Genomic DNA, 20195 nt, shown 5'->3' on the forward strand with positions numbered 1-20195 from the left:
TAAAATAGGCTAGTTTATAACACTTTTAAGGCAAAGAAAGCTTATGTTTAACATAGTCTTAGTTCATCCTCAGATACCGCAAAATACTGGAGCTATCGGTAGAATGTGCGTTAATGCAAATTTAAAGCTACATATCGTTAAGCCCACTGTGTTTGATCTGAGTGAAAAGGCTGTTAGACGAGCAGGGCTTGACTACTGGAAAATTTTAAATCCAAAAATTTGGGATAGTTTGGAAGAATTTTTAGAAGCAAACTTAAGCCACAAGGATAGATTTTTCTTCGCTACTACAAAGACAAATAGGCTTTACTACGAGGCTAGGTTTAAGCCAGGAGATTTTATATTTTTTGGTGGCGAGAGTACTGGGTTGCCAAGAGAATTTATGGATATAAATTTTAAAAACGCCATAACCATACCAATGGGAAAAGAGGGCAGGAGCTTAAATTTAGCTATGAGTGCTGGCATTATCGCGTATGAGGCGATCAGGCAAAATATCACTGAATTTGACTTTAGGAGTGAGATTTGAGAGTAGTCTTTGCTTTGGTTTTTACCATTTTGGTGGCATTTGCGAGTGAAATTAGCATCGCAACTTATAATGTGCAAAATTTATTTGATTGCAAAGATGATGGTAGCGAGTATCTTGATTTTAAAGTAGGCGTATCAAAGTGGGACTGCGAGGCAGCTGATTCAAAACTACAAAGAACAAGACAAGTCATAAATGCACTAAATACTGACATTATCGCACTTCAAGAGATTGAAAATGAGCAAGTTTTAAAATCTCTAGTAAGTGATAGCGAGTATAAATTTATAAGCTTTACAAAGGAGAGAAATTCGCCTGTTGGGCTTGGGCTTATTTCAAAGTTGCAGCCAAGTGGTAGTGAAATTTTTAAAGTTCCAAACGTAAAGACGAGAAATATTTTAAAGGTTATGTTTGAGACAGAAGGCAAGAAATTTAGCATATTTGTAAATCACTTTCCAACTTATAAAAATGGCATAAATATGCAAAAAAAGGCTGAAAAAACGTTAAGAACAGCTCTGGGTAAAGAGAAAAATGCAATTATTTTGGGTGATTTTAACTCGCCCTTTGGACAAAAATCCATCCTAAATGACATAATTGCAACAAGAAATTTTTATGATCTTTATAAAGATCTTGAGCCAAAAGATAGATATTCTCACGCAGTGCATGGCAAAAAAAGAGCGATCGATCATGTTTTACTTTCGCCCAGCTTTATGGAAAATGGCGATCTAAGTTATGTTAGTGGTAGTTTTGAAGTCTTTAAACCAAGCTTTGCAGTCGATGAAAAGGGCTTTGCAAAGAGTGACCTCTACTCAGATCACTTTGCATTAAAGTTTAAAATTTCAACTGATCCAAGCCCAGTAAAAAAGAGCTTTGTAAGTAAATTTTTTAAAAAAGATGAAAACAAAGCCAATAAAAAAATAAGCGAACAAAGCTATAAGACGGCTGATGTGGATACGCTTTTTGATCACCCAGAGGCAGTGCCAGTCGTGATTGAAAAAGCGGTTGTTATCTTAAAAGATAAACATGGCTTTATTGTCTCGAAAAATCACCGCGGAATTTATGTTTATGATCCTAAAAATAGTGTTATTCTAGGCGAAGAGTTAGATGTTTTAGTAAGGCGAATGAAAATTTATAAAGATGCGCTTGAAGTCAGCTCTTATGAGATCATAAATGAGTATGGCACAAAAGATATTAGCGAAAATTTATTAGATGCATCGCAATTAAGCGAAGCTAGAAGTGGAGATGTCTTTGCTAAAATTTCTGGCAGACTAGAGAGAGGTTACCTGCATACACCATACGGTAAGATCAGAGTTTATAGTAAGAAAAAGCTAAAAGATGGCGAGTATAGTTTTGAAAATGTGAGAGTTAAAATTTATAAGAGAGAAAACCAAATCGTTGTGGAGTAGAGAGTGCAAATTTTAGATATTTTTATGATTACGGCGTTTGTTTTATTTCTTATTTTTATGATAAGAGGCGTCATTTTGCAGTCACAGGAGAAGGAGAGGGTAAGAAAAATGGTAAGAGAAAAAAGAGAAAATTTTAATAAAAAGAGTGAAATATGAAAGAGTTATTATTAGAAATTGGAGTCGAGGAGCTTCCAGCGATACCCTTTTTAAGGGAGCTACCAAATATCAATGCTAAATGGCAGGCTGTGCTTGAAAAATATAATCTTGTAAGTCCTTTTAAATTTTATTATACGCCGCGTCGTTTGGTCTTTTTCCATGAGAAATTCCCACAATCTCAGCCTGATAGCGTAGCTAGCTTTATCGGTGCGCCAAAGCAAGTGGCACTAAAAGACGGAGCATTTACAAAGGCAGCACTCAGCTTTGCAAATAAATGCGGCATAGATGAAAGTGAGCTTAAATTTAAAGAGATAGACGGCAAAGAGGTGCTTTACTACGAAAAAGAGGTAAAGGGTGAGCCGGTTGCCAAGATAATGGGTGACATAGTTGAGGAGTTTTTAAAGAGTCTTAACTTTGGCAAGTCTATGCGCTGGGGCAACGGCGAGTTTGAGTTTATCCGTCCGATAAGATCGTTTTTGTGTTTACTTGGCGATGAAGTCATAAAATTTAATAAATTTGGCGTAGAGAGCAGCGATTCAACCTATCCGCACAGAAGCATTAGCTATGACAAGATAAAAATTTCAAATATAAAAGAGTATTTTGAAGGCTCAAAGAGCCGTGGCATCGTGCTTGAGGCGGGTGAGAGAGAAAAAATAATTCTTGATGAGTTTGAAAAAATTAGCCAAAAAAGTGGGCTAAAGATCGAGATCGATAAAGACTTGTTGGCTGAAGTCGTGGCGATCACCGAGTATCCGACAGCACTTCTTGGCTCGTTTGAAGAGGAATTTTTGGAGGTACCAAGCGAGGTTATCATCACTTCAATGAAGGAAAATCAGCGCTACTTCCCAGTCTTTAAAGATGGCAAGCTCGCAAATGGCTTTGTGGTTGTTAGTAACGCCATAACGCAAGACTATTCGCTTATCATCAAAGGCAACGAAAAGGTGCTAAGAGCAAGACTAAGTGACGCGATGTTCTTTTGGCAAAGCGACCTATTGCACGAATTTAGCCCAGAAAAGCTAAAAAATATAACTTATCTAAAAGAGCTTGGAAGTATCTACGAAAAAGAGCTTAGAGAGCTAAAAGTGGCTAAAAAACTAGCCAGCAACTACGATGAGCTACTCAAAAAAGAAGCTGGCGAGTATGGAGCCAAACTTGAGCGAGCTGTGATGCTAAGCAAGGCCGATCTTACAACGCAGATGGTTTATGAGTTTACCGAGCTTCAAGGCATCATGGGTGCTTACTACGCAAAGGCAAAAAATGAGGATGAAAACGTCGTTTTAGCTATAAAAGAGCAGTATTTGCCAGACGGTGAGGAGGCGCAGTGCCCAAGTAAGGTATTTAGCTCGGTTGTAGCGCTTTCAAATAAGCTTGACACGCTAATGGGGCTCTTTAGCATTGGCAAAATCCCAAGTGGCACGAAAGATCCTTACGCTCTAAGACGCGCGGCAAACGGCGTGATAAAGATCGTTTTGGCACATAATTTGAAATTTAATGTAAAAGAAATTTTAGAAGATATCGCAAAAGACTACAAGAAATTTGACATTGAAGTGCTTATAAATTTCATACTTGATAGGCTTTACACTTTCTTTGACGCAAATGCTTCTATCGTAAAAGCGTGCATAAAAAGCGGCGAAAAGGATATCTTGGAGCTAACCAAGATGATAGAGGCACTTGCTAAAATTTCTAGCGAACCAAGCTTTAGGGAAAATTTCTCTACATTTAAGCGCCTTGCAAACATCATCAAAGATGATAAATTTAGCAAGGTTGATGAGGGTCTCTTTGAGATAGATGCTGAAAAATCCCTAAATGACGCGTTTAAAGTAGTTGATAAGAGTCTAGCGTATGAGCCAAGGCTAAAGGCATTATTTGCTCTAAAACCGCAAATAGATGAGTTTTTTGACAAAGTTATGATAAACGTTGAAAACGAGAAAGTGCGAAACAACCGCATCGCAATCATCGGTCAAATTTATAGTGAGATACTAAAAGTAGCTGATATAAAAGAGATCAGCTTTTAAATTTACGCCAGCTTCAGGCTCTTGCCTAGGCTGGCTTTAAATTTACTACCTAAAGATATCAAATTCTGGCTCATAGGCCTTAGTTTTTATTCCAAAATATCCAAGAACTGAGCTAAATATAAAATCATGCGAAAGGCTCTCATCTTTTCTAGTTTTTAGCCTTTTTAAAAGTTCGCTATCGCTTGAAAAGACGATGGCTGGGATGTGTTTTTGCTCGTCTGGAGCGATGGAGTAAGGCAGACCATGTAAATATATACCGTTTTCACCTAGGCTCTCTCCGTGATCTGAGAAAAAGAACATGGTGACTTCAAATTCATCTTTTCTTGCTTCAAGGGCATTTATTAGCTCGCTTTGTAGATAGTCCTCATATAAAATAGTGTTGTCATAGGTATTTGCTATCTCATCTGGCGTGCATTTATTTAGCTCGGCAGTATCACAAGTTGGGGTAAATTCTTTAAATTTGCTTGGATAGCCTTTGTAGTAGATAGGGCCGTGCGAGCCTTGCAGATGTAGCACGATAAAGGTGGTGGAATTTACATCTTTGATGACCTTTTTGGCCTCATCAAATATCACTTCATCAAAGCCTTCTGTTCTATGATCTGAAGTATGGTTTTGATCAAGATTGTCGCAAACGCCCTTGCAGCCGCCGCTATTGTTGCCAAAAAAGTATGTTTTTATACCAAGCTTATTGATGATATCAACTAAATTTTCACGAGCTTTAGCTTCACGGTTACTAAAATTTTCTCGCTTTAAGTCTGAAAATAGGTAAGGCACACTAGTCTTTGTGGCTGTTCCACATGAGTAGAAATTTGTAAAACTTACCACATCTTTTTGTTTAGTAAATTTATTCGTATCGTTTTTGGCGTAGCCATTTAGTGAGTAGTTTCTACTTCTTTGCGTCTCGCCAACTATCAAAACTAAAATTTTTTTATCATCAGCTAGTACCGCATCATCTGCTACATAAGTAAAAGGTAGTGGTTTTTGAGTGATCGATTTTGCTAGTTTTATAGCTGAGTAGATGGGATAGTATGGGAGCAATGCAGTTCTTAAATTCGAATGCTCTCTAAAAAATGGTATAAAAATTTTAGACGTTAATAAAAGTATGATAGCTATTGCAACTATAGAAAATGAGATAATTTTTGCTCTTAATTTAAGCTCATTAAATACTAGCGAAAATCAAGATAAAGACAATTGCAAATATAAGAAAAAAGAATATAGAAAAAGAGAGTTGATTATTTTGTAGAAAGCCTGAAAGAACGCCTTTGTATAAAAATATATAATTTATAAAAAATATGTAAGTAGTAAATAAAATCAGAAACTTTAAAAAACTAATATTTTTAAATTTATTAATATTTAGCATCTTTTCAGCCTTTATAAAAAGCTATAATAATAGGACTCAAATGTAAATGGCTAGAAATTTCAAATAAAAAATAAGATTATTTTTTCTTGCCTTTGGAGTTTTTTGCTTCAGTTTTTTTAACTTTTGCATTCTCTTTTATGCTAAGTTTTTCTTTAACTTTTTGCATATCGTTAAAGCCAATACCTTGGACTTTTTCAAGTTCATCGATGCTTTTAAATTTATGGGCTTTTCTGTATTTTATAATGTTTAACGCCTGGCCTTTGCTTAGCCCAAGTTCCATTAGCTCATTTTTGCTGGCCGTATTTAGATTAGCGCCATATGCAATACTTGCGACTACTAAACAAAGTAAAATTTTAATCCTCATCTTATCTTCCTAAAATAATAATCCATCGTTTTCTTGATCTTGTATGATGTCATTTGCTGGTATATTTTGAGGTAGTGGTGAATCGTTTGTGTAGTATTCGTCACTGCCACCATAATAGCCTTTATAAACACCATCTGGCTGCTCAAATGCACGTCTTAAAGTAGGATAAAGCTTAATGTAGCCTTCCATAAATTTCTTAAACACAGGTGCGGCTGTTCTACCACCACCCTCAACCTTTTTCATAGGGCTGTTGTCGTCATTTCCGTACCAGATTATCGCTTCGATGTCAGGCGAGTAGCCACAAAACCAAGCATCGATGTTATTGTTTGTTGTGCCAGTTTTACCTGCTATTTGGATACCGTTTATTTTAGCATTGCGTCCAGTGCCGTTATTTACGACATTTTGAAGCAAGGTAGTCATCAAAAATGCCTGCTCAGGTTTTAGCACTTGCTTTCTTTGTGGTTCATAGTCCATCGAAGCCCCAAAGCTATTTTCTATATGCTTAATAAGTGTTGGCTCAACCATCTCGCCCTCATTTGGGAACATTGAGTAAAATTTTGCAAAATCAAGTGGTGAAATCCCAAAACTTCCAAGTGCGATAGATAAATTTTCTGGGATATCGTTAAAGCCCATATCAGTAAGCTGTTTACGAACCGAGCTAAGGCCAAGATCGTTTAGCAAATTTATGGTTGCGAGGTTACGAGACTGAGTTATGGCTGATTTTATAGTGATATAGCCTTGAAAGCCACCACTATAATTCTTTGGCGTCCACTCTTTGCCATTTCCCATGTCAAATGTCCTAGCGATATCAGCCACTTGAGAAACGACTGAGTAGCCGCTATCAAGTGCTATTTGATAGATAAACGGCTTAAAGCTAGATCCTGGCTGGCGCTTGCTTTGAGTGGCGCGGTTATAGCTGCTTTTTGCATAGTCGATACCGCCAATTAGTGCCAAAATTTGACCACTTTGTGGATGAGTGACTACTATAGCTCCATTTAGGATTTCTGCATTTGCTTTTTTATCGCGCTTTAAAATTTCATTGTAGCCATAGACTAGAGCTTCTTGAGCGATCTTTTGGACATTTAGATCAACTGTACTTTGTATCTTGTAACCGCCAGTTTTTATATCGTCAAATTTCTTTGAAGCCTCTTTTATTATCTCATCGACTACGTAAGGGGCTTTATTTCTTGTGAGTGTATCGTCAAAGACTGCTGGCTCTTCAAGCACGCCCTTGCGGTACTCATCCTCATTTATCCAGCCGATACTATACATTCTCTCAAGCACTCTGTTTGCACGGCTAAGTGATAGGTCAAGGTGCTTTGTAGGATCATAGGTGCTTGGGGCCTTTGGCAAGCCAACTAACATGGCAACTTCTTTTATGCTTAGCTCATTTAGCTCTTTTCTAAAATATCCCTCAGCTGCTGTTTTTATACCGTAGTAGCCATGTCCAAAATATACGTGATTTAGGTATCTTTCGATGATATCTTCTTTGCTAAGCTCGCTTTCAAGCTTCATAGCAAGCACGATCTCTTTTATCTTTCTTGTAAATTTCTTCTCACGGCTTAGAGCCAAATTTTTAATGAGCTGTTGTGTTAGTGTTGAAGCACCCTCAACTAGCTTTCTAGCCTTGATATCTTTTATGGCAGCCCTTGCCATGGCTTCTACGTTTATGCCACCATGCTCAAAGTAGCTAGTATCTTCGATAGCCACGAGTGCTTCTATGACACGCGGCGGGATGTCGTTATATTTTACGTAAATTCTATTTTCTTCAAAGATATTTGCGATGAGCTCGTTATTTCTATCAAAAATTTGCGTTGTAAGCTTTGGTTTATAATCAATAATAGCGTAAGCATCAAATCTAACTTGTGAGTAAAAATATAAAAATGCTCCGCCAAGTGAAATGGCAACTATAAAGATAAATGCCAAGATATATTTCATAAAAATGCCTTTAATATTTTTAAATTTAGTCCCATGGCTGTGCTGGTTTCGCCGTGTTGGGAGATGATATATTTTTTATTAAAATTTTCTATCGTCATGGCTCCAGCCTTACCTTGCCACTCATTATTTTTTATGTATTCATTAAGGTCATGCTCGTTAAATTTTTTAAATTTATACGTAGTCTTACTTACGTTTATAAGCTCAAATTCGCCTAAAAATATCATCGCCGTATAGACGCTGCATTCGTTGCCACTTTGTAAATTTAGCATAGCAAGCGCCTCATTCTCGTCTTTTGCTTTACCTAAAATTTTATCTCCACATGCCACGCAGCTATCTGCAAAGAGTAAATTTTTAAGACCTACATTTTCTTTTAAAAATTGTTCTTTTTTAGCTTTTACGACATTTTGGACATAAATTTCAGGCTTTACGTTTTTTTCTATCTTACTCTCGTCAAACTGGAAAGAAATTTGAGTGAAATTTATACCAGCCTCTTTTAATAAATTTGCCCTTGTTGGCGAGCTTGAAGCGAGTGTTATCATAAAAATACCTTATAGCTTATGCCAAGATAAATGGCTGCTAGAGAAGCTAATAAATTTAGTGGTGTGAAGTAATAAATTATAACGATCAAACTCTCATTTAGCTCGATCATTTCATGCGATCTTAGTGCTTTTAAGGCCTTTTTGTATCTATAAAATATATAACTTAAATTTAATAGCAAAAATAGTTCTATTGCGCATTTTGTTGCTACCATCGCACTTGCCATAGGATTTGTCAAATTTGCATCATAAAATCCAAAAATTATAACCACACTTGTCGCTATCACGCAAAGGATTAGTATGAAAATCGTAATGCCAAAGCGTCTTATAATGTGAAGTAAGATGTGATAGCGTTCCTTGTCTTCAAATTTATTTTTTATAAAGTAACTTCCAACAAGCACAAGACCGGCTTGTAGCCCCACAAAAAGAGCTACAAAGCATACATGCAAAAATAGTACTACTTGGTCAAATTTTATAAAAGCTATATCGTAATGACTCATTTTTCTAAGGCTTGCCTTGCGTACTCAAGTGAGTCTTTTATCGCATCTTCTATCATTGATGCATCTTTGCCACCGGCTGTTGCAAAGTCATCTTTGCCACCGCCATTGCCACCTAAAATTTGTGCTGCAAATTTTACCCAAGCACCTGCCTTTAAAGGAGCGTTTTTAACTCCAGCTGCAAGAGAAATTTTGCCACTCTCATCGGCTTGGATTAGCAAAATAGCAGCACTTTCATACTCATTTTTAAACTCATCTATCAAGGTTTTTATATCTCCACCATCTACGCTTGTGACGCAAAGCTTGGTTTTATTTATATCTAAATAGACCAGCTCATGAGAATTTTTAGCATTTTTTAGTTTATCTTTTAAAACTCTTAATTCATTTTTTAGCTTTTTGACCGCATTTAGTGGCTCAGCGCTCTTTAACTCATCTTTTAGCTCATCAAGCTCAGCTCTAAATGACTTTGCTAAATTTAGCGCAGCTCTTGAGCAAACGGCCTCTATACGCCTAACGCCAGCACTTACACCGCTCTCTTTTGTGATGAAAAATGATCCGATCTCATCTATATTTTTAACGTGTGTACCGCCACAAAGCTCTTTGCTGACATTGCCAAAGCTAACGACTCTCACATCATCAGCGTATTTTTCATTAAATAGTGCGATAGCTCCGCTATTCTTAGCATCTTCAAGTTTCATGAGCTCTGTTTTTGAGTTAGCGCCATTTAGTATCCACTCATTTACCAAATTTTCGACCTTTGAAATTTCTTCGCTAGTAAGTGCTTTTGGATGTGAGAAGTCAAACCTTAGCCTATCTGCTTCTACACTTGAGCCAGCTTGAGCGATATGCGTGCCAAGTACGTTTCTAAGAGCTGCGTGAAGTAAGTGTGTGGCGCTGTGGTGACGTGCGATCTGGGCTCTATCACTGCCAACTTCAAGCTCTACTTCATTGCTAACTTTTAGCGCCGCATTAGTTTTTACTAAAGATAAATTTAGCCCATGAAATTTTTGCGTATCAAGCACATTTGCTTTGCCTACTATCTTACCGCTATCGCCGCACTGACCACCACTTTGAGCGTAAAATGGAGTGACATCAAACATCACCCAACCCTCTTTGCCAGCGTCCAGGCTATCTACATTTTTAAATTCCTCATCAAGTAGGGCTAGAATTTTACTTTTACTTTTAAGCTCTTCGTAACCTATAAATTTATTCTCGCCAAATTTCTCAAGTAGCTCTTTAAAATCGCCCTTCGCACTCTTGTCGCCACTGCCTTTCCAAGCAGCTTTTGCACGTGCTTTTTGCTCGCTCATAAGCTCATCAAACCTTGCCTCATCGACTTTTAAGCCTTTTTCTCTAAGCATGTCAGCTGTTAGATCAAGTGGAAAGCCAAATGTGTCATAAAGCTTAAACGCAGCCTCTCCACTAAAAATTTCTTTTGTATTTTTTAGCTCGCTCTCAAATAGCTCTAAACCGCTTGCAATAGTCATTAAAAATCTCTCTTCTTCAAGCTTTATCTGCTCTTTTACAGCCGCTTTTTTCTCATTTAGATAGGTGTAGTGCTCGCCCATTAGCTCGCAAACTTTATCAACAAGCTTATACATAAATGGCTCTTTTATGCCTAGCAAGTATCCATGGCGGATCGCACGGCGTAAGATACGGCGAAGCACGTAGCCACGGCCTTCTTTGTCAAATGTCGTGCCCTGAGCTAGCAAAAATGTGACTGAGCGGATGTGGTCGCTTATGACGCGGTAGCTAGCGCCACTTTCATAGACGTATGGCTTGCCACAAAGCTTTGCTACTTCGCTAATTAGTGGCATAAAAAGTGTGCTGTCGTAGTTACTAAATTTACCTTGCAAGATAGCAGTAACGCGTTCAAGTCCCATGCCAGTATCGATGCTTGGCTTTGGTAGTGGGCTTAGTTTGCCGTCCGCGCTTCTTTCATACTGCATGAAAACAAGGTTCCAAATCTCTAAAAATCTATCACCATCGCCACCCATGTAATCTTCAGGTGTATTGAAGTGCTCAGCACCTTGATCGTAAAAAATTTCACTACAAGGGCCACATGGTCCAGTATCGCCCATCTGCCAGAAGTTATCGTGATCACCAAAGCGGTAAATTCTCTCTTTTGCGATGTGAGTGCTCCAAATTTCAAACGCTTCATCGTCGCTTTCATGAACGGTTACATAAAGCTTATCTTTTGGTAGTTTTAGCACCTCTGTGACAAATTCCCAAGCGTAAGCGATCGCCTCTTTTTTGAAGTATTCGCCAAAGCTAAAATTTCCTAGCATTTCAAAAAATGTGTGGTGGCGCGCTGTGTAGCCGACGTTATCTAGGTCGTTGTGCTTACCGCCAGCTCTTATGCAGGTCTGACAGCTAGTACGAATAGGTGGTGTTGGGCGTGGCACTTCGCCTGTGAAAATGCTCTTAAATGGCACCATACCGGCATTTGTGAAAAGTAGTGTTGCGTCGTTTGGCACGAGTGGCGCTGAAGCTACGACTTCATGACCTTTTGATTTAAAAAAATCAAGATATGCCTTTCTTATATCTAAATTTTGCATTTTTATCCTCGTTGGTTTTAAATTTTGCTTGATTTTAGCTAAAAATCGTTTGTAAATTTATAAAAAAATACAAAATTAATTTTTGCTTAATTATTTTATAAATTTATTTGTTTAAAAGCGATTTGCAATTAAAATAGCCTAAAAATTTATAACTAAAAGGTCTTTAGTGAAACTCAGAATTGGCATTGTTGGATACAATCTAGTTGGCAAGCGGCACTATATGGAGCTGAGGCGTTCTGACAAATTTGAAGTTTGTGGAGTTTTTGATAAAGAAAATAGAGATGATGCTTGCAGAGCTCCGTTTTTTGATGAGTTTAAGAAATTTATAGAAGTAGCCCAGCCACAAGCTGTCGTACTTTGTTTGCCTCAACATGAGATCGTAGAGGCCTTTTGTCAGTGTGCAAAATATTGCCAAAATATCTTGATTTCAAGGCCAATATTTAAAAGTGTAAGCGAGCTAAAAGAGATAAAATATGCCTCAATGGTAAATAAGGTAAGAGTTTGCACCGGCGTTGATGAGCGCTTTAATCCAACTATCGTTTCATTAAAAAAAGCACTTTTAAAAGAAGAAGAAATTTATAGCATTTCAATTGCGCATTTTAAACCACTTTGTGAGGGAAATATTATAAATGAGCTTTCGCTTTGCGATATAGACCTTGCGAAAAATTTAGTGGATAGTGAAATTTGCAGCTTTTTTTATACTCAGGCAAATAAAACCAATACCAAAATATGCGACAATGTTGGAATAAACATTAAAATGAAAAATCAAATTTTGGTGAGTATTACTGATTCTTTTTGTGGCTCTTTAGAGCGTTTTAAAATAGAAGTAAATGCCAAAGAGGGTGTTTATTTTGGCGATCTTATTGATTATAAGCTTCATAGAGTCAATGAAAATGGACAGATGAATTTAAAAACTGACCCCATAAATAATGAGATAAAAGCTCAATACGATGCTTTTTATGATCTTTGTCAAAGTGGCGAAAGTAGCGAGCTTTCAAGCATTGATGATGTGATAAAAATCAAAGAGCTATTTTGATGAAAAAGGCACTTTTACTTTTGAATATGGGCGGGGCAAACAGCCTTGCTGATGTAGAAATTTTTTTAAAAAATATGTTTAATGACCCTTATATTTTGGGTATAAAGAATAAATTTTTAAGAAAATTTGTAGCTTTTATGATCACAAAAGGTAGGCTAAAAACGGCTAGGCATAACTACGAACAAATAGGTGGCAAATCACCTATTTGCGAGCTTACAGCTAAGCTTTGCGATAAAATTTCAAGCTTACAAAATGAGTTTGATGCAGTTGATTTTGCGATGAACTATACTTCACCATTTGCAAAAGATGTGCTTAAAAAATACGAAAATTTTGATGAGATAGTGCTTTTGCCACTTTATCCTCATCATTCACAAACTACGATAACTTCGAGTTTGGATGATTTTAAAAAAGCAAAAGATGAGCTAGAGATAAAGGCTAAAATTTTTCTTTGTGGACCATTTTACGATGATGAAATTTACAACAAAATCATAATCTCGCACATAAATGAAACTATAAATAATATAGATGTAAGCGATGTGGAGCTTATCTTTTCAGCTCATTCGTTGCCTCAAAAAATTATCGATAAAGGCGATGTCTACGAAAAGCACATAAATGAGCATGTGCAAATTCTAAGCAAAATGATAAAAGATAGCGGATTAAACTTCAAAGAGATAAATTTAGCATACCAGTCGCGTCTTGGGCCTGTAAAATGGCTAGAGCCATCACTAAATGAAATTTTAGTAAAGTGCAAGAGTAAAAAGGCTCTTATCTATCCACTCTCTTTTTGTATTGATAACTCTGAGACTATTTTTGAGCTAGTTATTGAGTATGCAAAGATCGCAAAAGAGCTAAATTTTAGCTTCTACAAGGTTGTTTGGTGCCCAAATTTTAGTGATGAGTTTGCTAGTTTTATCTTACAAAAAGCAAAAACAGCCAAAGAGATTAACTTTTAGGAATAAATCTTGCTTATAAAATATATCTCAATACAGTAAAAGGAGATATATGAAGGTACAAAATAACGACATAATCGATTATTTATTGCAATCAGGCTCAAGCAAAACTAAGGATAAAAAAAATAGTTTTGATGAAATTTTAAGCCTTACTATGGATAAGATCGCAAGCGATGCAAAAATTTCAGACAAGATTGAACAGTTTAAAAAAAGACTTACTGAAATCGGCGCAGTTGGTTTTATAAGCGAGCTAAATTCTAACAAGATAGAAGAGAAAATAGCCCAAAAGAAAAAGGAGCTAACAGAACTTCTAGGCATAGATGATCCCGCAAAAACACAGGATCAAAAAAATGAGTTGCTTAAAATAATGGATAAAATTTTAAGTGATTATCGCAAAGAGCTAAATGTAGCACTTGCTAATCAAGCTCTGCTAGAGAAGCAAAAAAATCTTAATAGTAAGAGTAGTAGCTCGGTTAATCTAAGTTCTGTTTTAAATGAGCTAGGACTTGCTTAAAATTTATATAAAAGATATTTAAGCCTATATAACTTTGCCAAAAATCTATATTTTTACGGCAAAGTTATGCCAAATTTTATAGCAACCCCGTATATTATTGCGCTAATTATTCCAGCAAAAAAGCCAGCTACTATATCATCGCCCATTACGCCAAGGCCACCTTTTACATTGCGGTCGATCCTGCCTATTATCGAAGGCTTTTTAATATCAAGCACTCTAAAAAGTACAAGTGAGAGTATTAGCTGAGAGATCGTAGCTCCGCTAATGGCAATAGCAAGCCAAACTCCAGCAACTTCGTCTATAACGATAAAACTTTCATCGTGAGAATTTACCTTTTTTTCAAAATCATCAATAACGCTAATGCTTACCAAAAATAGCAAAATGCTAGCTAGAAAAAGTGTGGTTGATGATAAAAAATAAAGCACAAAATAAGCTACTACAGCGCCAGCGATAGAACCCCAAGTGCCAGGTGCTTTTGGCAAAAGTCCAAATCCAAAAAAAGTTAAAAATAGTCTTTGCATAAATTTCCTTAAGTGAGTGATGATGTTTGATAAAGCTTCATAAGCTCTTCGTAAAAGTCGCGGTCAGTTTTGTTTTCAAGCAGTCCCGAATTTACAAAAAGGTCATCACAAAGCTTTTGCACGTCTTTGAAGCGATTTGTAAAGAGTTTGCTTAAAACTAGTGCAGAAATTTCTGGCCTCACAAGAATGGCTGGTGGCATAATGCCGTTAAATAGCAGCTCTTTGATAACATCTGGATGATATTTGATCTGATGATGTTGTCCGTGCGGGCAACTTTTGGTACTAACTAGCGTCTTGCATTTGTTGCAATAAACTAGTTCTGGCAGTACGATTACCTCTAAATTTAGGTCGTTTTTATAAATGTCAAGAATAGTATGAGCTTCATTGTGATCAAAAAACATTCCAATCCCTGAGTGGTTTTGTCCGATGACTAGCTTATTTGCCCCAAATCTTGAAGCAGCGATGCACTCAAGTGTTGGGTTTGCATGTGAGCTAAAAAGAGTCGTATTTTTTAGAGCAAAGACAAAGACCTTTTTCGTCGGCAAATAATTTTGTATAAAATAATCTAGCACTTGTTTTCTAATCTCGTAATCAACGTGCTTTTCTTCTCTTGTTCGTATTAAAAAAATGATTACTAAATCAGCCTTGTCAATAGTCATTCTAACAAGGCGCTCGTGAGCTCTATTAAATGGATCAGCCGTTAAAAAGACCGCCGTTATCTTTTTAGCGCCATCTTCTTTTATTAGATTATTTAGTGCATTTTTGCTTATTTGCATACTTTCATCATAAAGCTCAAATTCGCCACTAATGCCATATTTGCCTAAATTTAGCTCTTTATCATTACTGGCTTCATTTGCTAAAAATATATTTTTAGCCCTCATATTCTCGTCAAATTTAAAGACTTTAGCAACATTAATGTATCCAACGATCTTACCATCAAGACTTAGATTTACCTTTTGTCCAGGAGCAAGCTTGCTAGCAATATTTTGATTTAGCTCGCCAAATGGAGCGAATCCAAAAGAATACGGCATCGGCTCACCATTAAAATAGCCTTTCTTACTCACCTCTTTTATCTGTTCATCATCCATCAGCGAGTCATAATCTGAGAGAATTTTATTTTTTATTAGCTCCAAAGCACCAAAAACTTCGGTATTTATAGAAATTTCACTATTTTTTCTTGCTGACGTCATATTTCTTTCTCTTTTCCCAAAGTGATTTTCTAGAAATTCCAAGCTTCTTGCTAAGTTCTGTATCAGGGAATTTATCTTGATAATTAACGATTATGTATTTTATGTATTCATCGATCGTAACGATCTCATCGATATTGAAATTTTTATCGCGTCCTGAAAGCTCAAGCTCGTCAAATGGTGCTTTTTGTGCAAAATCGCTAGTTGAGATCGCGACCTTTTTCTTTTTGCAAATTTCTAAAATTTTCTCTTTTTCTTCTTGTTTTAGCTCCTCTAAATTTGTCATATAGATTAGCTCGTCACCATTTTTGGCTAGTGCCTTTTCAAGCTCAGAGAAACAGGCTTTGCCTAAAAATAAAAATGGTAATTTGCAAGCTTTTACATAGCTAAATATAAATTTATCACTATATCCGCTTTTGCTTGATTTTAAAAGCAGTGGAAATTTTATCTTTTTTGCCTCAAAGCTAGAAATTTCGTACTCTTTTAAAGCGTAATTTACGTAGCTTTCATAGTTCTTGATCTCGTTTTTGAAATTTCTAAATTCCTCAAAATGCTTTATCTTTCTAACTAGCTCTTCTATCATAAATGGCTTTTGGATGTAATCAACCGCTCCTGCTTGGATTGGTTTTAGCACAGTGTCACTATTGATATAAGCGATTAGTAAGATGATGATAGAGCTTTTAAATTTTTCGATAACAGGGTAAAAATCCTGTCCCGGAAGTGTTGTAGAAAGTAACACTACATCAAAATTTTCAAACTTCAATGCCTCTTTGACGCTTTTAGCGATCTCGCAGTCGTAGCCAAAATCAGCTAGTTTACTAGCCATCGAGCCAGCTAGGTAAATTTCATTTTCTACTATTAAAATTTTCATATTTGCTTCCAGTTGTAAAATTTAAGGCTTGCACTTGCCATTACGGCGATCCCTTCGCATCTGCCAACAAAGCCAAGCCCTTCAGTAGTCGTTGCCTTTACATTTATGCGGTTTTGGCTTAAATTTAGAGCTTTTGCGATATTTGCCTCCATTTTTGACTTTAGTTTTGAAATTTTTGGTTTTTGTGCCATTATCGTGATATCAGCGTTTGTTAGCACAAAGCCCACACTTTGCACCCTTTTGTAAGCTTCCTCAAGCAAGTAAATGGAGCTAATATCTTTAAATTTAGCATCCGTATCAGGAAAAAGCTCACCTATATCGCCAAGCCCAGCAGCTCCCAAGATAGCGTCAGTTAGCGCATGAAGCGCCACGTCGCCGTCGCTGTGAGCCTTTAGTCCAAACTCATAGTCGATCTCCTCGCCACAAAGAATCAAAGGACGACCCTTTTCAAACTCATGCACGTCAAAGCCGTTTCCCACAAAGACTTCATTTTCTGGCTCTTTTAAAGCAGAAATTTTTGCAAGATCTTCTTTGTAAGTGATCTTTCTTGCCATCTCATCACCTAAAATTTGCCATACGCTAGCGCCAATGGCTCTCATAGCTGAGCTATCATCTGTGTAAATTTCACCGCTACTGAGAGCTTTTTTAAGAAGTGCTGTGCGAGAGAGTTGTGGTGTTTGGATAAGTTTTACTTTATCTCTATCAACCACATTTTCGCCAAGATAAGCAGTGTCTGCGATCTTTAGCGCTGGAACCACACAATCAGCCTGACTCGCTGCCTCTATAATTTTGTGAAAAAGCTCGCTTGAAATGCAAGGGCGCGCGATGTCGCTAACTAGGACAAATTCGCTACTAACTAGCTCGAGCGCGTTTTTTAGGCTATCTTGCCTTGTCTCGCCGCCATCAACAAATTTATAATTTGGAGCAAATTTAGACATGTATTTGCACTCTTTACTAACGACTATTATCTCTTTAAATGTGTAAAAGTTACTCAAATTTTTAGTGGCAAATAGCCAAAGTGGGTCACTGCCTATACGAAGCCATTGCTTCTTTACAGGTAGCTCAAAACGGCTGGAATTTCCTGCTCCTAGCATTATAAGTGAGATATCAAGCAAGGTAGCTCCTTTGAAGATTGTTACGGAATTATACATTCTAAAACTTGAAAAAATCTTTTTAAAAAAGAGTAGAAATTTAGATTTATTTAGTTAGTTCAAATATAAAAAGGACTAAAATTAGTTTTTTTATAAATTTAAAAAGGCTACTCATGAGAGAAAAGACGCAGATGTATTATGCTAGGCGTGGTGAGCTCACAAAGGAGATGAACTATGTGGCAAAGGTCGAGGGGATAGGCGAAAATTTGCTTATGGATGAGGTAGCAAACGGCAGGATCATCATCCCAGCAAATGTAAATCACATAAATTTAAAACCAATGGGCATAGGCAGAAAGCTAAAGACAAAGGTCAATGCTAATATCGGCAACTCAAGCCTAAGTAGTGATATTTGCGCGGAGCTTAGAAAGCTTGAAATTTGCTTAGAATTTGGCGCTGATACGGTTATGGATCTAAGCACGGATGGCGATTTGGATGCTATTAGAAGTGCGATCATAGAGCATTCAAGCGTGCCAGTTGGAACTGTGCCGATGTATGAAATTTTAAAAGAGGCAAAAGAGGTTACAAATATCACAAATGAGCTAATTTTAAGCGTGCTTGAGAAGCAAGCAAAGCAAGGGGTTAGTTACTTTACGATACATGCTGGCTTTTTACGTGAGTTTTTGCCGCTTGTTAAAAAGCGTAAAATGGGCATAGTTAGCCGCGGTGGCAGTTTGAGCGCTAGCTACATGTCAAAGCTAAATAGGCAAAACCCATTTTACGAAATTTTTGATCAAATTTTAGAAATTTGCGCTAAATACGATGTCTCGCTCTCGCTTGGCGACGGACTTCGCCCAGGCTGCCTTTATGACGCGACAGATGAGGCACAGCTTAGTGAGCTAAAAGTGCTTGGAGAGCTGACACTTCGTGCGTGGCAAAAAGATGTGCAGGTGATGATAGAGGGCCCTGGTCATGTGCCATTAAGTCAAATTGAGTATAATATGAAAATCGAACAAGAGCTCTGCCATGACGCCCCATTTTACGTGCTTGGACCGCTTGTCTCAGACATCGGTGCAGGATATGATCATATCACGTCAGCGATCGGCGGCACAATGGCGGCATATCACGGCGCTAGCATGCTTTGCTACGTGACACAAAAAGAGCACCTAGGACTACCAAATGAAAATGACGTAAGAGAGGGCATTGTAGCTCACAAGATAGCAGCTCATGCCGCAGACGTCGCACTTGGCAAGGCGGGAGCGATAGAAAAGGATCACGAGATGAGTGATGCGAGATATGCGTTTGACTGGAACAAGCAGTTTGAGCTTAGCTTTGATCCAAAAAAGGCTAGAGAGCTTCACGATGAGAGCTTGCCAGAAGATGCGTTTAAAAGCGCTCATTTTTGTTCGATGTGCGGACCAAAATTTTGTGCATATAAAATTTCAAAAGATCTAGAAAAAGGAGAAAAATGTTAAATAAAGAAGAGGTCTTAAATAGACTAAAAGGTGTTATATATCCTGGTTTTGAAAAAGATATAGTTAGCTTTGGCTTTGTAAAAAACGTAGAAATCGGCGAGAAAATTTTGATCAATGTCGAGATAGTTAGCTCAAGCTCTGATGTGGCAAACGAGCTAAAAGCGGACATCAAACGCGTCATGGGCTCAAATGAGTATGTGCTAAATTTGATCCAGCCAAAGATACCTGAGGAGAAAAGTAACACTCAAAGTGGCAAAAATATTGCACCACAAGTTAAAAATTTTGTAATGGTAAGCTCAGGAAAAGGCGGCGTTGGCAAATCAACCACAACGCTAAATTTAGCCATTTCAATGGCAAAACTTGGCAAAAAAGTGGGTATTTTGGATGCTGATATCTACGGACCAAATATTCCAAGGATGCTTGGTGAAGTAAATACTCAGCCACAAGTCGTTGGCAACAAGCTAAAGCCGATACTTAGCCACGGTGTGGAGATGATGAGTATGGGCGTTTTGATGGAAGAGGGCATGAGCCTTATTTGGAGAGGTTCGATGATCATGAAAGCGATCGAGCAGCTACTAAAAGACGTGCTTTGGAGCGAGCTTGATGTCTTGTTTCTTGATATGCCTCCAGGAACGGGCGACGCGCAGCTAACTCTAGCTCAAAGCGTGCCAGTAACAGCAGGTGTCTGCGTCACAACGCCACAAGTGGTAGCGCTTGACGATAGCAAACGTGCGCTTGATATGTTTGAGAAACTTCACATCCCAATCGCTGGTGTCATCGAAAATATGAGTGGTTTCATCTGCCCAGATAATGGCAAAGAGTATGACATCTTTGGCAAAGGCACCACTGAAGAGGTAGCAAAAGCTTACAACACGCAAATTTTAGCTGAAATCCCTATCGAGCCAGCTGTTCGCGTGGGTGGAGATAATGGTAAGCCAGTTAGCTTCTACGAGCCAAACTCAGTCACTGCAAAACGCTACGAGAGCGCGGCTGCTAGACTTTGGGAAGTGATAGAAAATATAAATAGTGATGGCGGAGCTGATAACTCGGCGATCCAGCCCATAAATGACGGCAAGAGTGCTTGCTCGAAGTAAAATTTACAAAAGATAAAATTTAGAGCAAATTTTAAAATTTGTTCGTTTAAAGTTGGCTACCAAAATTTAGCTTTGCTTGATGCTTGGCTTAAATTTTGGAGCCAAAATGCAC

General features: G+C 37.5%; 19 protein-coding genes and 1 pseudogene. 9 read left to right on the forward strand and 11 right to left on the reverse strand.

The features are described 5' to 3' along the window. Positions 1-43: 43 nt before the first annotated feature. The 3 genes from F3G75_RS05445 (at position 44) to glyS (ending at position 4094) form a co-directional block, all read left to right on the forward strand. Positions 44-523 carry a tRNA (cytidine(34)-2'-O)-methyltransferase gene (locus F3G75_RS05445; RefSeq protein ID WP_072594657.1) on the forward strand — a complete coding sequence of 160 codons (480 nt, stop codon included), beginning with the start codon at positions 44-46 and terminating at the stop codon, positions 521-523. Further along, positions 520-1923: an endonuclease/exonuclease/phosphatase family protein gene (locus F3G75_RS05450; RefSeq protein WP_149716849.1), complete on the forward strand. Its 1404-nt coding sequence runs from the start codon at positions 520-522 to the stop codon at positions 1921-1923. The genes F3G75_RS05445 and F3G75_RS05450 overlap by 4 nt, the downstream gene beginning before the upstream one ends. 152 nt (positions 1924-2075) lie before the next feature. Next, positions 2076-4094 carry a glycine--tRNA ligase subunit beta gene (glyS, locus tag F3G75_RS05455; RefSeq protein WP_149716850.1) on the forward strand — a complete coding sequence of 673 codons (2019 nt, stop codon included), beginning with the start codon at positions 2076-2078 and terminating at the stop codon, positions 4092-4094. Between the two features lie 45 nt (positions 4095-4139). On the opposite strand, the gene F3G75_RS05460 is transcribed toward glyS, so the two are convergent. Both F3G75_RS05460 and F3G75_RS09535 read right to left on the reverse strand, forming a co-directional pair. Beyond that, positions 4140-5132, reverse strand: a complete 993-nt coding sequence (locus F3G75_RS05460) for a phosphoethanolamine transferase (RefSeq protein WP_262481482.1) — start codon at positions 5130-5132, stop codon at positions 4140-4142. Between the two features lie 15 nt (positions 5133-5147). Then, a pseudogene (locus tag F3G75_RS09535) lies at positions 5148-5231 on the reverse strand (hypothetical protein); the annotation flags it as partial. On the opposite strand from F3G75_RS09535, the gene F3G75_RS09435 reads away from it, so the two are divergent. Next, entirely contained in the window at positions 5197-5337 is a 141-nt protein-coding gene (locus tag F3G75_RS09435; RefSeq protein ID WP_223154440.1) for a hypothetical protein, read from the forward strand. The pseudogene F3G75_RS09535 and the gene F3G75_RS09435 overlap by 35 nt on opposite strands. Positions 5338-5530: 193 nt before the next feature. Here F3G75_RS09435 and F3G75_RS05465 read toward each other — a convergent pair whose 3' ends face one another. Genes F3G75_RS05465 through alaS form a run of 5 tightly spaced genes read right to left on the reverse strand, consistent with a single transcriptional unit; the run spans position 5531 to position 11347 of the window. Beyond that, on the reverse strand, positions 5531-5818 hold the full coding sequence (locus tag F3G75_RS05465) for a ComEA family DNA-binding protein (protein WP_149716851.1): 288 nt from the start codon (positions 5816-5818) through the stop codon (positions 5531-5533). 9 nt (positions 5819-5827) lie between these two features. Beyond that, on the reverse strand, positions 5828-7756 hold the full coding sequence (locus F3G75_RS05470) for a transglycosylase domain-containing protein (RefSeq protein ID WP_149716852.1): 1929 nt from the start codon (positions 7754-7756) through the stop codon (positions 5828-5830). Then, positions 7753-8295 (reverse strand): septum formation inhibitor Maf, encoded by a 543-nt coding sequence (maf, locus tag F3G75_RS05475; protein WP_149716853.1) that lies wholly within the window; start codon positions 8293-8295, stop codon positions 7753-7755. The genes F3G75_RS05470 and maf overlap by 4 nt, the downstream gene beginning before the upstream one ends. Beyond that, a complete protein-coding gene (locus tag F3G75_RS05480) occupies positions 8292-8792 on the reverse strand; it encodes a 3-isopropylmalate dehydratase (protein WP_149716854.1) in 501 nt (166 codons plus the stop codon). Before F3G75_RS05480 ends, maf begins: the two co-directional genes overlap by 4 nt. Then, positions 8789-11347: an alanine--tRNA ligase gene (gene alaS / locus F3G75_RS05485; protein ID WP_149716855.1), complete on the reverse strand. Its 2559-nt coding sequence runs from the start codon at positions 11345-11347 to the stop codon at positions 8789-8791. The genes F3G75_RS05480 and alaS overlap by 4 nt, the downstream gene beginning before the upstream one ends. Positions 11348-11513: 166 nt before the next feature. Between alaS and F3G75_RS05490 the strand changes: the two genes are divergently transcribed. The 3 genes from F3G75_RS05490 to F3G75_RS05500 are packed head-to-tail and all read left to right on the forward strand — an operon-like array spanning position 11514 to position 13847. Next, entirely contained in the window at positions 11514-12383 is an 870-nt protein-coding gene (locus tag F3G75_RS05490) for a Gfo/Idh/MocA family protein (RefSeq protein ID WP_149716856.1), read from the forward strand. After that, complete coding sequence (hemH, locus tag F3G75_RS05495; protein ID WP_149716857.1) at positions 12383-13336, forward strand: ferrochelatase; 954 nt, start codon at positions 12383-12385, stop codon at positions 13334-13336. Before F3G75_RS05490 ends, hemH begins: the two co-directional genes overlap by 1 nt. A gap of 49 nt (positions 13337-13385) precedes the next feature. Further along, entirely contained in the window at positions 13386-13847 is a 462-nt protein-coding gene (locus tag F3G75_RS05500; protein ID WP_149716858.1) for a response regulator, read from the forward strand. A gap of 53 nt (positions 13848-13900) precedes the next feature. Here the strand turns inward: F3G75_RS05500 and F3G75_RS05505 are convergent, their stop codons facing one another. Genes F3G75_RS05505 through F3G75_RS05520 form a run of 4 tightly spaced genes read right to left on the reverse strand, consistent with a single transcriptional unit; the run spans position 13901 to position 17541 of the window. Continuing rightward, positions 13901-14368 carry a phosphatidylglycerophosphatase A family protein gene (locus F3G75_RS05505; protein ID WP_149716859.1) on the reverse strand — a complete coding sequence of 156 codons (468 nt, stop codon included), beginning with the start codon at positions 14366-14368 and terminating at the stop codon, positions 13901-13903. Positions 14369-14376: 8 nt separating this feature from the next. Then, on the reverse strand, positions 14377-15558 hold the full coding sequence (locus tag F3G75_RS05510) for a sulfate adenylyltransferase (RefSeq protein ID WP_149716860.1): 1182 nt from the start codon (positions 15556-15558) through the stop codon (positions 14377-14379). Continuing rightward, positions 15536-16426, reverse strand: a complete 891-nt coding sequence (locus tag F3G75_RS05515; RefSeq protein WP_072594670.1) for a response regulator — start codon at positions 16424-16426, stop codon at positions 15536-15538. Before F3G75_RS05515 ends, F3G75_RS05510 begins: the two co-directional genes overlap by 23 nt. Further along, positions 16423-17541, reverse strand: a complete 1119-nt coding sequence (locus F3G75_RS05520; RefSeq protein WP_149716861.1) for a bifunctional 2-C-methyl-D-erythritol 4-phosphate cytidylyltransferase/2-C-methyl-D-erythritol 2,4-cyclodiphosphate synthase — start codon at positions 17539-17541, stop codon at positions 16423-16425. The genes F3G75_RS05515 and F3G75_RS05520 overlap by 4 nt, the downstream gene beginning before the upstream one ends. A gap of 149 nt (positions 17542-17690) precedes the next feature. On the opposite strand from F3G75_RS05520, the gene thiC reads away from it, so the two are divergent. Next, positions 17691-18989 (forward strand): phosphomethylpyrimidine synthase ThiC, encoded by a 1299-nt coding sequence (thiC, locus tag F3G75_RS05525; RefSeq protein WP_149716862.1) that lies wholly within the window; start codon positions 17691-17693, stop codon positions 18987-18989. Next, entirely contained in the window at positions 18983-20083 is a 1101-nt protein-coding gene (locus tag F3G75_RS05530) for an Mrp/NBP35 family ATP-binding protein (RefSeq protein WP_149716863.1), read from the forward strand. The genes thiC and F3G75_RS05530 overlap by 7 nt, the downstream gene beginning before the upstream one ends. Positions 20084-20195 lie beyond the last annotated feature (112 nt).

Origin of the sequence: Campylobacter concisus (assembly GCF_902460705.1) — a bacterium.
In the GTDB taxonomy this organism is placed as follows: domain Bacteria; phylum Campylobacterota; class Campylobacteria; order Campylobacterales; family Campylobacteraceae; genus Campylobacter_A; species Campylobacter_A concisus_Z.